Annotated in this window: 12 protein-coding genes; 4 read left to right on the forward strand and 8 right to left on the reverse strand. The window is 44.6% G+C overall.

All coding sequences use genetic code 11. From position 1 onward, the window contains the following. Positions 1–13: 13 nt before the first annotated feature. A complete protein-coding gene (locus Q5C82_RS00580; protein ID WP_003219780.1) occupies positions 14–3,883 on the reverse strand; it encodes a metallophosphoesterase in 3,870 nt (1,289 codons plus the stop codon). A 164-nt stretch (positions 3,884–4,047) separates the two neighbouring features. On the opposite strand from Q5C82_RS00580, the gene Q5C82_RS00585 reads away from it, so the two are divergent. Next, positions 4,048–4,521 carry a MarR family transcriptional regulator gene (locus Q5C82_RS00585; protein WP_003219779.1) on the forward strand — a complete coding sequence of 158 codons (474 nt, stop codon included), beginning with the start codon at positions 4,048–4,050 and terminating at the stop codon, positions 4,519–4,521. A gap of 40 nt (positions 4,522–4,561) precedes the next feature. Here the strand turns inward: Q5C82_RS00585 and cypX are convergent, their stop codons facing one another. Next, positions 4,562–5,779, reverse strand: coding sequence for a pulcherriminic acid synthase (gene cypX / locus Q5C82_RS00590; RefSeq protein ID WP_003219778.1), 1,218 nt, complete (start codon positions 5,777–5,779; stop codon positions 4,562–4,564). Between the two features lie 14 nt (positions 5,780–5,793). Beyond that, on the reverse strand, positions 5,794–6,540 hold the full coding sequence (pchC, locus tag Q5C82_RS00595; protein WP_003219776.1) for a cyclo(L-leucyl-L-leucyl) synthase: 747 nt from the start codon (positions 6,538–6,540) through the stop codon (positions 5,794–5,796). Positions 6,541–6,979: 439 nt separating this feature from the next. Here pchC and pchR point away from each other — a divergent pair, with 439 nt between their 5' ends. Together pchR and Q5C82_RS00605 are read left to right on the forward strand one after the other, a co-directional pair. Beyond that, positions 6,980–7,489, forward strand: coding sequence for a pulcherriminic acid biosynthesis transcriptional regulator PchR (gene pchR, locus Q5C82_RS00600; RefSeq protein WP_003219775.1), 510 nt, complete (start codon positions 6,980–6,982; stop codon positions 7,487–7,489). A gap of 21 nt (positions 7,490–7,510) precedes the next feature. Beyond that, positions 7,511–8,722, forward strand: coding sequence for an MFS transporter (locus tag Q5C82_RS00605; RefSeq protein ID WP_003219773.1), 1,212 nt, complete (start codon positions 7,511–7,513; stop codon positions 8,720–8,722). A gap of 29 nt (positions 8,723–8,751) precedes the next feature. Here the strand turns inward: Q5C82_RS00605 and Q5C82_RS00610 are convergent, their stop codons facing one another. The 4 genes from Q5C82_RS00610 to yvlA are packed head-to-tail and all read right to left on the reverse strand — an operon-like array spanning position 8,752 to position 10,763. Continuing rightward, on the reverse strand, positions 8,752–9,111 hold the full coding sequence (locus Q5C82_RS00610; protein ID WP_003219771.1) for a phage holin family protein: 360 nt from the start codon (positions 9,109–9,111) through the stop codon (positions 8,752–8,754). Between the two features lies 1 nt (position 9,112). Then, the gene (locus tag Q5C82_RS00615) at positions 9,113–9,310 is read right to left on the reverse strand and encodes a PspC domain-containing protein (protein ID WP_003219770.1); all 198 of its coding nucleotides are present in this window, start codon (positions 9,308–9,310) and stop codon (positions 9,113–9,115) included. Between the two features lie 4 nt (positions 9,311–9,314). Then, the gene (locus tag Q5C82_RS00620) at positions 9,315–10,412 is read right to left on the reverse strand and encodes a DUF4097 domain-containing protein (protein ID WP_003219768.1); all 1,098 of its coding nucleotides are present in this window, start codon (positions 10,410–10,412) and stop codon (positions 9,315–9,317) included. A gap of 24 nt (positions 10,413–10,436) precedes the next feature. Beyond that, positions 10,437–10,763, reverse strand: coding sequence for a protein YvlA (gene yvlA, locus Q5C82_RS00625; RefSeq protein WP_003219765.1), 327 nt, complete (start codon positions 10,761–10,763; stop codon positions 10,437–10,439). Between the two features lie 218 nt (positions 10,764–10,981). Here yvlA and Q5C82_RS00630 point away from each other — a divergent pair, with 218 nt between their 5' ends. Further along, positions 10,982–11,212 (forward strand): hypothetical protein, encoded by a 231-nt coding sequence (locus tag Q5C82_RS00630; RefSeq protein WP_003219764.1) that lies wholly within the window; start codon positions 10,982–10,984, stop codon positions 11,210–11,212. A gap of 43 nt (positions 11,213–11,255) precedes the next feature. On the opposite strand, the gene uvrA is transcribed toward Q5C82_RS00630, so the two are convergent. Next, a complete protein-coding gene (uvrA, locus tag Q5C82_RS00635; RefSeq protein WP_003219761.1) occupies positions 11,256–14,129 on the reverse strand; it encodes an excinuclease ABC subunit UvrA in 2,874 nt (957 codons plus the stop codon). Between the last annotated feature and the right edge of the window lies 1 nt (position 14,130).

The raw sequence follows: 14,130 nt of genomic DNA on the forward strand, positions 1-14,130 counted from the left end.
TCTCCAACCCTTTTTAAGGATTGGAGACATGGCGAAAATCTAACTGGTCTGGCGCAGGGCGATATGTCTCTTTTTTCGTCTTGAACTTCCAGATCGGTGATTTCGTTTTGCCGTTAAAACTGTCTTCTACAATGATGTACCAATAATAAACAGAGTGCGGCTCAAGATGATCCCAGCGGAATTCAGCCGTATCCCCGCTCTTCACTTGCTCCCGTTTTCCGAGCTCTTCATTGGTATATACATTACACTCAAAATAATCGGTTTCCACCTTTTTGATCCTCGGCTTCAAATCAAGCGAAAGGGTAAACTCATCCTTGTTACCGTAGGTATCCGTATCATAGTAGTTTTCATCTTGTAAATGCGGAGAGTACGTCGACACATGCACCATATCATTCGCCTGGTCAAATTGCAGCAAACGCAAATACCCTTGCCCGCCTTCTGCCCCACCCTGATAATCGGCCAGCATTTGATGCACGAGGCGATCCGGTTTTCCATCACCATCATCATCAAGCTCATCAGTTTTTCTCATCGCACTATGATAATGCCCGCTTAACACCATCACGACATTCGGATTCGGCTTCACAATTTTTTTGAATATTTTCTCTCCGATCGGGCTTCTGTTTCCGCTAACAAGCAAATACTCATGAAAAGCTAAAACAGCCATCCGGTCAGGGTGCTTCTTCAGTACCTGATTCATCCACGCGATGTCTTCATTGGTAATGCCCCACCCCATGTACAGCATGATATAATCATTGCCGTTGCTTGAAATCAGGTCGTAATGTCCGCGGTTATTTTTATAGGAACCGCCATAATGCAATTTTTTATCAAAACGATCACTGCCAAAGTATTTGCCAAACGCCCTGTAGGAGCCGTCCTTATGCCCGACATCGTGGTTACCGGCCAGCACGCCGTAAGGAATCCCGCTTCTATCCAAAACGGACATTGACCGATTCGCGTTTTTCCACTGTCTGACATCAGCAGAATCATCTACAATATCACCCGTGTGAAACACATATTTGATATTGAGTTGCTTTTGATTATCTTTTATCCATGCAGTTTGTTTATCAAAAATATGCGGATAGCTTTTGGCGTAATACTGTGTATCGGACATCCAGACAAATGTGTACATATCCTTTGCAGGAGGAATTTCATCCTGTACGATCACATTCATCTTCGACTTCCGCACAAAATCGGAGGCGATCACAGACGCCTTCAGCGTAAACGGTTTGTCATTCCTTGCAACAAAGCTGTCAACCGGCTGCCACTCGTTTGTCCGATAATTCCAAACATACATCGTCACCTTTCTCCCCGGCAAAGAACTTCCCTTCCAGACTGCTTCCGCCAAGTCATTCTCATCAACTGACGGATCAACCGTCACTTCAAAGCGATGATATGGGAAAAGCTCCTTCTTTTCTGTCGATACTGTTTTTCCGTCAGCAGCAGATACCCTCTCCAATTCTTTATTCGTAAACGGGGTCTCACTTTCCGGCACCAAGCTTTTCGGCGGTTCAGTCAGTGACGCATGCTTGAATATTTTCACATTGTTTCGCGCCGTATACTGAAATCCTCTATAAAAAGCGACATCCATGGCATCATTCGTCGGGTCCTTCACCCGCACAGAGAGCTTAGCCCTATGCGTGTCGGCTTCGCTGTCTATGACCTCCGGCTGATCTGGATGCTCTCGTTCTGTTTTAAACATCCGCTCAACAACTGTTTTATTGCCCGCTAGATCCGTTGCTGTCACTTTTAGCGAATGTTTTCCCGGCAAAAGTTCAGAAGATGACGTATGGTATGGGAGTGTAATGCTTTCACCATCTAAAGAGGCCTCCGCTTCTTCAATTTTGCTCCATTTATCATACATATCCGCCTGCAGGATGAGGTTTCCTTTGTACGTTTGTCCCTCGGTGATATTCGGCTCAATGTGAGGCCCTGAATTATCTACCCGCACAACCAAGCTTACATTTTCCTTGCCGTCGCTTGCTTGAATATGGTGAGCGCCTTCAGAAAGCTTTGATGTATCCCACTCCAGCAACTGTGACGTAAACAGTCCGTCAGGCAGATTGAATTGAAATTGCCAGCTTTTATTCGAGCGCTGATTATCTCCAATAAAGAGTTCCTTCTCAGGAGAAACCCTCTGATCCCTGATCACCGTACCATCCGATAACACCAATCGGGCGTTTTTGACTAAGAAATCATCACGGTTTTCAGCCGTATCAAACGGCGATACCTTTGAACCTGACCGTATCGTAATATGCTGCAGCTGCTTCCCTTTACGAAGCAGCGTCTCTGGCAATGGAACGGAATAGGTGCGGTATTTATTTGTCGTATCATCAAACACCTTTAACACTTTGCCTTCCATCGTTACCGCGTTTTTAAAGTAAAGATTCGTTTTTCTCGTATCGAACGCAAAATACACTTCTTTTTCCATAGCGGGCTCTGTCACTTGTTTTTTTCCGTCAATCCACAGCTTAATGCTGTCAGTGCGCCCGTCTGTCGTCGCTTTAAGAAACTGAGTTCCCGACAGCGTGTCTCTGTTTTCAATATTCATCCGCAAACCGTGCGACTTGCTTGTTTGTTTAATATCAATCATTTTGACCGGGGTTCTTGCTTCATTGATCCCGTCTCCTGCAGTCACGTAATACTCAAGCTGATCCTTCCCGATCAGTTCAGGCGAATACACAATATAATGATAGAGATTGTCGTTGCGGTCTTTTTCAGCGAGAATGCGCTTAAACGGTTTGTTTTCATCTGTCCGATAGTAGAAAGCCGCCGTTTTCACAAGACTGCGATCCCGTATGTCAGCACGCAGCTCAATGCTTTCAGCAGGACGGACAGGCTTGCGGTCAGTCAAATCCTCAATGACTGGTTTTTCTTTATCAAGCTTGATTTTTCGTTTCTGCTTAGGCACCTGCGCCTGTAATACGGTTCCGGGGGATGGATTCTTTTCTCCGATTGAAATATTGAGAAGTTCTGCGGTACCGTCCAGCGGATACTTGTAAAGCACAGACGACAGCCGGCGCAGCGCATGTTTCCGATAATGCGCAACCGAAATATCTTTTCCTGTATTCGTTGATATCACGACTGACCTCGGTCTGGTATTAGCCATGCCCTCTGTCTCTTCTATCACCGCAAGATTTTTCCCTTCCGTTAATTGTGTCTGATAATATCGATTGAAATCCTCCGTCGTCAATTCTGGATGTCCGGCAGGCTTCAGCCAAACCACACACGTTTCACCGGATGGAATCGTGATCTTTTTTTCCGGTCTCCAAATCAAATCGGAGTCAGGCCCTTCTTTCGGATAGCGGTAACGGATGTGATAGTCTTTAAAATCAATCGTTCTGTCAGTCGTATTATAAATCTCAATAAATTCATAACCGTCTGCACGTCCAATGTTCTTTGTATCAACAGCTAGCTCTGTGATCAGAAGCTCCGGAATATGGGCAAGATCAGCCTGATATCCTTCGAGCTTCAGTTTCTTCATCTCCGACTCGACCCGCTGCTTCCCGTTGGAAACCACAATGTAATACTCAAGCTCGCTGTTCCAAATCAATCGTTTCGGAATTTGTGCGAAAAACTTGCGAACCGCTCCGGGTGTCGGGTCCATCGGTACCATTTTGTAGCCCAGCTCATTACTTTGTTTATAAAACAGAAAGGCAGAAAATGCTTGATACTCATGGTCACGCACTTGAGCCTCAATCATCAGATTGCTTTTCATTTCAGCTTTCACATCGATTTGAGGAGGATTTTCAAGCAAGGGTATGTAATGAGGCGCTTGGAATGGTTCCTGGTTTATAACAGGAAAAGCTTTCGGTTCATGATGGCCGCCAGACAAACCTGAAAGAAAAGACAAGAATAAAGAAGCAATAACAGTATATTTCCTCATCAAATCACCTCCCTTTTCATGTATTTTGCGTCTGAACAGGGAAGCTTATGAGTTCATTTTTGTGCATAAAGGACAAAAAAGCGTCTGCCTCTTGAACATTCCACTATTACCCAGTAAACTAAGGATAGTTAACCAGTTAACAATTAAGTCAGAGAGGCAAATTGATGGACAACAGCATTTATGATGAATTAATTCAAGCTATACAACAATTCGCATTAAAAAGGGATAAACGTGTTATGCAAAAGGTCCAGATACCGTCCCGCAACATGTCCTCAGAACATCCCGAACACCTCAGAAAAGAATGGACATTGACTCAGCTTCACATTGTTTCCTGTATACATACCAGCCAAAATGTGAACAACAGCTTCTTAGCATCCCGCTTACACATCTCAAAAGCCGCTGTTTCAAAAGCAGTTCAAGCTTTGTTGAAACACAATATCATCACAGTGACAAAAAAGCCCGGCAACAAAAAAGAAATTTTTTATACGCTAACTGAAAGCGGCAGAGAACTGGCGGCATTACATGAACAGCTTCATGAGAAAGCAAAGGAGCAATATAAACAGCTCTTCAATGAATTTTCAATTGATGATTTAAAAACAGTGACTGCGTTTTTCAACTTGTGGGTAAAACATATGTAAAAAAAGCCTCCCCCGCATGGGAGAGACCTTTGAAATCTTATTACGCCCTGTCAAACGCAACGTGAAGTGAAACAGGTCCGCGTGTATACAGACCGGACTCAGCATAACGAAAACCTTCCTCTAATCTAATATTCCGCATCTTATCCAGCACAATATTGGCTACAATCTCGATTTCGGTTTTGGCAAAAGCTGCTCCTACACAGTTATGGATGCCGGATCCGAAAGCGAGATGCCTGGCGGCGCCGCTAAAAGCGCTCTTGATGCCGAGATCTTCCCGATGAATATGAAACACGTCGGGACGTTCAAACGCTTCAGGGTCCCGGTTAGCCGCTCCGATCATACAAAAAACTATCGTATCTTTTTTGATTTCCATACCGCCGATCACTGTATCTTGGGACAGCTGCCGCGGAATCAGCTGAACCGGCGGTTTATAACGCAACGTCTCCGCAATGGCTCTAGGCACTAACGAACGGTCAGCCAAAACATCATTCATCTGATCGGGATTGTTGAGCAAATGATAAATCATCAGTGCCAGCGTCTTATCTGCCGGTTCCGTTGCGGCTAACAGCACATTGAGAATCAGTGCCAGTATATCCTTGTCCGACATCGCCATGCCTTCATATTCAGAAGTGCATAGGATAGAAATTAAATCGGATCCCGGATTGACGCGGCGTTCTTCGATGACCGGCATCAAGTATTGGGAAAGCTGTTCGCTGCACCATAAAGAATGCGCCCGCGCTTCAGGAGTCTGAGAGAGGCTCGTAATAAAATCGGCAACTCCACTGTGCCACTCAGCGATTTTTTCATGATCTCTTTTATCCAGCCCGAGCATGTCCATCGTGACACACACCGCAAACGTCTTTCCAAAATCATTGACGAGATCGATTCTCCCTCTTTCAAGATAAGGTGCTAACAAGTTTTCTGCATTTTGTTTAATCAATGGAGACAGATGATCTAATGCGTCCCCTACAAAGCTTCTCACTACAATTCTTCTTTTTGCGGAGTGTTCTTTCCCATGCATTTGGGCCAGCACAGGGCCGCGCATGACTGGTTCAGCACGCTCAACAAGTGATTTAGTCGTGAAAATATCAGGATGCTGAAGGATATAGCGGACATCGTGATAGCGGCTGATAAAATAGCTATCTATCGACTCTTCATAATGAACAGGATCTTCCTCCCGCAGCTGTGAAAAATAAGCATATGGATTTTCTTGAAATTGATCTGAAAGCACGCTAAACAATTTAATGGATTGATTCATGTTTACTCCCCCTATCATCCTTCAGATATGATCCGTGTTTCAGAAAGCATCTGCGCCATTTCTTGCACAATGAGATACCCTTGATTCGGCCGCATACGAATAGAAAATTCTTGGTTACTGATCTTCTCACCCAGCTTCCATGGACGATGATAAGCAAGGAGCGTCTCTTCCACCTCAAGAATATCCGGAGCCCCGATAAAAAACGGCAGCTCAGCAATGACATATTCCACAGCCAAATTCAGCATATCCTCACTGACTTCTTCCATCATCAAACTGATTCCGCGTGCACGCCCGATCATCGCTTCACGAGACATGTCCAAACAAGCATGCCGAAAATGAGGCTGATCAAAAAACGCATGTTCAACTTCTTGTCTCATCAGCTGATAGGCTTTGTTTTCCGCGAAATCAGAAAATGTATGAATCGCCTTCGTGTCCCCGCCATGAGCCGCAAGAGCCCTTTCTGCAAATCTCCTGTTTCGCGATACCTCTTTCCTTACTTTTCTTTCAGCCTTGCCTCTGGGAGTGCCGAGCGCTTCAAGAAGGTTAGCCGCCTCATGCCCCGCAAGCAAAACGGAAACGCTTTTAAATTCTGCTGTTGCCCATCCAATCAATCTGTAAATATAATCCTCAGAAAACCTGCTGTTAAATGGGCTGATCCCCACCAAAACATGCCGGCGCCGTTCAAATATTTCTCTGCAATTTTGTGTCAGTGACTCAGCAGTAAAATCTATAGGCTTTCTATCCGTCACCATTTCGGTCATCTCATTCACCCCTAAAACACTTATCCCGCTTTAAGTCATCACCCTCAAAAATGAGTTGGAACAACTGGCACAACTGAACAAGACGAATGGCAGGCAGCACTTAAAGTTACCAAGCGAATTATGTTAAGATTCAAACTTCTATTTTCATTTTTCAAAATGCACACCATAATTAATGTTTACTAGTAAACATTAGTCATTTTATCCCTTATTCCTCTACCCGTCAATATAATCTGTACCCAAATATTTGAAAATAAATGTAAATGTCACATTTTTCACACACTTTTTACACTCGTTTTCAGTATGACGCCACACCAAACAAAGCTTAAACACCAGCAATTGACAACGAAAACAAGAAAAGATAAAATGAAATTGTTCACCGGTAAACAATATTACTTATTGTTTCATCGTAAACTATTATTCCTAAGAAAGAAGGTAGCCTATGTCTGATTTGACAAAGCAGATGATATACGACATATACGTGAGACTGCTGCACCTTAATGAACAAAAAGCGAATACTTCACTTCAGCAATTTTTTAAGGAAGCCGCAGAAGAGGATGTGATCGATATCCCTAAAAACATGACAAGCATTCATGTCATTGACTGTATCGGCCAGCATGAACCCATTAACAATGCGGGAATTGCCAGAAAAATGAACTTATCGAAAGCGAATGTAACGAAAATCAGCACAAAACTGATCAAAGAAGAATTCATTAACAGCTATCAGCTGACAGATAACAAAAAAGAAGTGTATTTCAAATTAACACGTAAAGGCAGACGGATTTTCGACCTGCATAAGAAATTGCATAAAAAAAAGGAGCTGGCTTTTTACCAATTCCTCGATTCATTTTCACAAGACGAACAAAATGCTGTATTGAAATTTCTAGAGCAGCTGACATCCACACTTGAAGCAGAGCAAACCGATGAGACTCCGGACAAACCCGTAAAGTAAACAAAAAGGCGGTGTACACTGATGACTCAAACAAAATCAAAGGCGGTATTGATCTTATACATTGTTTGCTTCAGCGCATTTTTTGCATCTTTAAGCCAAAACATTTATTCACCTATTATCCCGATTATTAAAGAATCATTCCATGTTTCCGCAGCAATGGTAAACCTGTCAGTCTCAGTTTTTATGATTGTGACAGCGATTATGCAAATTATATTAGGGACCATCATCGATTTTAAAGGCGCGCGGTTTGTCTTGATTGCCGGAATTATGGCAACAGCAGCTGCCAGCATCGGCTGTGCGGTGACCACTGACTTTACTTTGTTTCTGATATTCAGAATGATACAGGCTGCCGGATCCGCAGCACTGCCTCTTATTGCTGCCACAACGATCGGACAGCTGTTTACAGGCAGTGACCGCGGGAGTGCAATGGGAACGTATCAAATGCTCCTGTCCGCCGCGCCGGCTATCGCCCCCGTTCTCGGGGGATTCATAGGCGGAGCAGCCGGATACGAAGGGATCTTTTGGATGCTTACAGCCATCTCTGTCGTTATGCTGGTAACAAACAGCATCATCTTTCCTAAGGACTCTCCCGCTGGATCTAAGCAGCAAGCCCAAGGCAATGTGTTCACTCATTACAAATCAATATTTACAAATCGAACAGGAAACGTCATTTTGACCTTAAGCTTTGTCCTCTTTTTCATTTATTTTGCGGTGATTGTCTACCTCCCGATATTGCTGACGGAGCACTATCATATTGATGTGAGCATAGCAGGACTGTTATATTTGCCACTGGCGCTAAGTACGATTGCCGGTACGTTTCTATTTAAAAAAATACAGGCAAAAGTCGCGCTGAACACCTTGTTTACCGGCAGCAATGTGGTTGCGGCCTGCAGTATCGTGTTGTTCGCCGTTACACATTCCGTTTCTCTCATTCTCATGGCTCTCACACTGGCGCTGTTTGGTATCTCGATGGGGGTCATCCCTCCCTTGTACTCCACAATGATCACCAATGAATTTGAACACAATAGAGGGAGTGCAATCGGAGTTTTTAACTTTATCAGATATACAGGCATGGCGGCAGGTCCGATGATATCCGCCTATCTGCTCACACTGATGCCGTCTGCCATGTCCTTTGGTCTCTTAGGCCTTGTATTTGCCGCATTGAGCTTTTGCCTTCTGCCGCAAATGTATCCGCCACAGAAGCGCATTAAATCAAAAAAACACCACATGTAAAAAAGCTGCCTTCTGTACGGCAGCTTTTTTTATTTCTTTCGCAGTGGCTCTAAAATGCCTTTTTGAATCAGCAAATGGAACACCGACAGGATAACAGATGCCCATATCGCTGTGCCGAAGCCGTCAATTTGAAAACTGTCACCCATAATGGACGCGGTCATCATCAGGGTGATGGCGTTAATCACAAACAAGAAGAGACCAAGCGTCACCATCGTGACTGGCAGTGTAAAGATAATCAAAAGCGGTTTAATCAGCACGTTTAAGATCGATAAAATGAGGCTGGCGATAATCGCTGCCCCGATGCTGCTGACATGGATGGAGTCAATGTATCCATCAATGACGATTAATAACAATGCATTTACCAAAATGCTGACTGCCCATTTTACCATGTCATTTCATATCCCTTTCTGACGGGACGATAAAAATCCAAATGATATAAATGAGCAAAACAGGGAAAACACTTGTCATAACAGCTAAGATGACAGTGATAACTCTGAGGAGTGATGCGTCCCAATTGAAATATTCCGCGAGACCTCCGATGACACCGGCCATTTTCTTGTTTTTTTCTGAACGATAAAGCCTATTCATTTGATCACCTCTGTGAGTACTTTAGTTTAATGGCGCCTGTTAATGATTCTGAGAAGACGGTGATGTTTTGATCATGTGCCTGATTTGAAGTGAACAACATTTCTTTTTGAATGGTATCATTTTTTTCTTTCAGCATCTCAACATCCATTAATTCATGGGACAGCGAACCAAGATTGCTTTTTAGCTCTGCCTTCACTGCAAGATCTTCCGGAATCGCAAGCTCCACATTTCCAGTCGTCGTTTTGGTATAAATAGAGCGGCAGTCCGATTCTGTTACGTGAATCGCAATATTTCCGTTAAAGCTTTGAACGTCAATGGATTCGCTTCTCCCGCGGAGATCGATCAATCCGTTAATGGTTTCCGCTTCTATCGTGCCGCAGCTGTGGCTGGCAAGCTTAATTTGCCCGTTGGCCGTTTCAGCTGTGGCTTTTTCGGCTGTTAAATGCGAGAACGACAGCACGCCGTTTGTCGTTTTCGCAGAGAACTCTTTTACATGTAAATGTTCCCCTCTGACCGGACCATTAAACAGCTTCACCCGAATCTTATCATACTCCTTCTGAGGAATATATAAAGTCACATTGGTTTTCATTGTTTTCTTCTCAGTACGGATAAAAAACTTATTTCCTTTGATTTCACATTCAATATGCTGAAGAAATGCATGTCTCGCCGCATCCTGGCTGTCAGCGCGATATACCTTCGCCTGGCATTCCGCTCTGATATCCTCGTCTTCCCAAGGGACGATATTCACGCTGCCGTTGGCAATTTGAAGCTCAACACTGGAGAAGTCAGTATCTTTAAATTGAAAAATGTGCTGAACATCATACGCATGGCCAAAGTTCAAATCAAGGTCAACTTCCTTGACCTTTTTCACGGCCGAATCAATCCAGTCAAACAGCTTGGCTCCTAAAGACGGCTTGCTGCTTTCTTTTTTTTCTGCTGTAAACGGCTCTTCCTCGTCATGTACATGAACTGATAGCGCTGTGATTTTTTCTTCTTTTTCCTTGTAGTCGCTGTCAAGCTTTTCAATCAGTGTCAAAGCCTCTTGTGCTGTAAGCTTTCCTTCCTCAACAAGCTTAAGGATACGTTCCTTTTCTTGTTTCATTACGATCTCCTCCCCATTGTCTACTTATGCTGCACGCAGCACCTTAATGCCCTGAATCACATTCCAAATCATTATGCCAATAACAACTAAGAAATAAATAACCGCTCCCCCAATGATCACAAATACAGGCAGCAGGCTGTCTCCATCAATGGCAATGGCTCCACCCAGAAAAGCGATAAAAAGGACTAGCCAGCCGGCAAAAGGAACAATGTGAGAAATAAGAGAACGTATCGCATGGCGTTTTGTTTCTTTCTCATCTACAACAAAATAAGCGACAATCGGCACAATGATTGGCGCAATGAACACACTGAAATAACAAAGTGATGCAATAATAGCTTGATTACGGTTCAATTCATTCCACACTCCTATTGTGAATTGTCCATGACAAAAGATCAGGGACGTTTTACTTATTCATACGTTTAAAACCTCTTCAGGGTTTCAAATTCATTCTTTAGACATGCTCCGATTTACGGAAATTGGATTTTAAAAAGTTTTAGAAGTAGAATCTTCCGGCTGTACCGATTACAATATGTAAAAAGCTTACGGCAATCAAGGAGGCTGGACAAGCAATGGAGAAAGATCCCAGTGACTATACAGTAACACAAGAATCGGTTTTAAAGCTGATTCGTGAACAAAAAAGAATGAACCGTGAAATGATCGCTGAGCTTGAACAGATCCACGGACCTCTTCCCATCTCTCACGATATTCAATATATAAAAGTACTGCTCGACAGCAGCAACACGCATATCGTTCAAGATTTAATGAGTGTAAGCAAGCAGCTGTATAAAAAGACTTTGTAATATATACTGCAAAGAAAAGACAAAACCCTCTGAAAAGAGGGTTTTAAGATGTTGCCGTTTCTTTCGCTTCCAAGAGCGATGTCATGCGTTTTTTGTCACGCTCCATAACAGGCTTCAAATAACGGCCTGTATACGATTCTTCCACTTCAATGATTTCCTCAGGCGTTCCTGATGCGACAATGGTTCCGCCTCCGGCTCCGCCTTCTGGCCCCAGATCCACAATGTAATCCGCTGTCTTAATGATATCAAGATTGTGCTCAATGACGAGCACTGTATCTCCATTGTCAACCAGACGCTGAAGCACGACAAGGAGTCTGGCGATGTCGTCGACGTGCAGACCTGTCGTCGGCTCATCTAAAATGTAGAGCGTACGTCCAGTTGAGCGTTTGTGCAGCTCTGATGCAAGCTTCACACGCTGTGCTTCTCCGCCCGACAAGGTTGTCGCCGGCTGGCCGAGCGTAATATAACCTAAGCCAACGTCAAAAAGGGTTTGGAGCTTACGCTTGATTTTAGGGATATTTTCAAAGAAAGAAAGAGCATCTTCAACCGTCATATCAAGCACATCAGAGATGCTTTTTCCTTTGTATGTCACTTCAAGCGTTTCCCGGTTATAGCGTTTGCCGTGGCACACCTCGCACGGAACATACACGTCAGGAAGGAAGTGCATTTCAATTTTAATAATCCCGTCTCCGCGGCAGGCTTCACATCGCCCGCCCTTCACGTTAAAGCTGAAACGGCCTTTTTTATAGCCGCGGACCTTCGCTTCATTTGTCTGCGCGAATACATCCCGAATGTCATCAAACACACCGGTATATGTCGCAGGATTGGATCTCGGCGTTCTTCCGATTGGCGCCTGGTCAATATCAATGACTTTATCTAAATGATCCAAACCTTTAATCTCTTTATGGCTGCCGGGCTTCGCCTTTGCTTTATGGAGCTTTTGCGCCAGCGCCTTATGCAAAATTTCATTGACGAGGGTACTCTTTCCTGAGCCGGAAACTCCTGTAACCGCTGTGAACGTTCCAAGCGGGAACTTGGCATTCGCTTTTTTCAGGTTGTTTTCTGCAGCCCCTTTAATTTCAATGTAACGGCCGTCCGGCTTTCTTCTTTCAGGAGGCAATGGGATGAACTTTTTCCCTGATAAATAGCTGCCCGTTAATGAATTTGAATCTTCCATCACTTCTTCCGGCGTACCCGCAGCCGTCACCTGACCGCCGTGAATGCCGGCCCCAGGTCCAATATCTATTAAATAATCGGCTGCCATCATCGTGTCCTCATCGTGTTCGACAACAATCAGCGTGTTCCCAAGGTCTCTCATATTTTTCAGAGCACTGATCAAACGGTCGTTATCACGCTGATGCAGGCCGATAGACGGTTCATCTAAAATATAAAGCACTCCGGATAAGCGCGAGCCGATTTGCGTTGCCAGCCTGATGCGCTGCGCCTCTCCCCCAGACAATGTTCCCGCTGCCCTGCTCAATGTCAGGTAATCAAGGCCGACTTTGTCCAGAAAGCTTAAACGCTCCACAATTTCACGCAAGATCAAATTGGCAATCTGCATATCCTTCTCAGAGAGGGTAAGGCCTTTGAAGAAAGCAAGTGCGTCGGCGACAGACAGCTCGGTAATTTTTCCGATGTGGCGGCCGTCAATCAGTACGGCAAGCGCCTCTTTCTTTAATCGATAGCCTTTACATGTCGGACAAGACTTCTGAGACATATACTGCTCCATTTGCTCTCGGATAAAATCAGAGCCTGTCTCCTTATAGCGTCTTTCAATGTTGCGCAATACGCCTTCAAATTGAATTTCACCTTCACGTATTTGCCCAAAATCATTTTCATATCGGAAATAAATCAGGTCGTCTCCACTGCCGTACAGCACTTTATCCAGCTGATGCTTCGGCAGATCTTTTACCGGCACGTCCATATCAATCCCGTAGTGGGTGCAGACCGCATTAAGCAGCTGCGGATAATATTGTGAGCTGATCGGTGTCCAAGGGGCGACTGCATTCTCCTTCAATGATAATTCTTGGTTGGGGATGACAAGATCGGCATCCACTTCAAGCTTCATTCCAAGACCGTCACACGTCGGACATGCTCCGAACGGGCTGTTGAACGAAAACAGCCGCGGCTCAAGCTCGCCGATTGAAAATCCGCAGTGCGGGCAGGCATGATGCTCACTAAACATCAGCTCTTCCTCACCGATGACATCAATCATAACCCGTCCTTCACCTAAACGGAGCGCCGTTTCCAATGAATCTGACAGACGGGCCGCGACGCCTTCTTTCACCACAATCCGGTCAATGACAACCTCAATCGAATGCTTTTTATTCTTCTCTAATTCAATATCATCAGAAAGCTCAGCCATTTCGCCGTCAATTCTGACTCTGACATAACCTTGTTTTCTGATCTGGTCAAGCACTTTGACATGAGCGCCTTTTCGGCCTGAGACAATCGGGGCCAGAACCTGAAGCTTCGTCCGTTCCGGGTATTCCAGAATTCTGTCCACCATTTGCTCGATGGTCTGCGATGTAATCTCAATCCCGTGCTCCGGACAATGAGGCTTCCCTACTCTCGCATACAAAAGACGCAGATAATCATAAATCTCAGTAACCGTACCGACAGTAGACCTCGGATTGCGGCTCGTTGTTTTCTGATCGATGCTGATGGCAGGAGAAAGCCCCTCAATCGCATCGACATCCGGCTTATCCATTTGCCCTAAAAACTGGCGGGCATATGCAGACAGCGACTCGACATACCGTCTCTGCCCTTCTGCATATATGGTGTCAAAGGCAAGGGAGGATTTCCCTGATCCGGACAAACCCGTAACAACGACAAGCTGATCTCTTGGAATCGTTACATCGATATTTTTCAGGTTATGCGCCCGGGCTCCCTTCACCTCTATCCGATCCATAGCCATT

Source organism: uncultured Bacillus sp. (assembly GCF_958411575.1).
GTDB lineage: Bacteria > Bacillota > Bacilli > Bacillales > Bacillaceae > Bacillus > Bacillus spizizenii.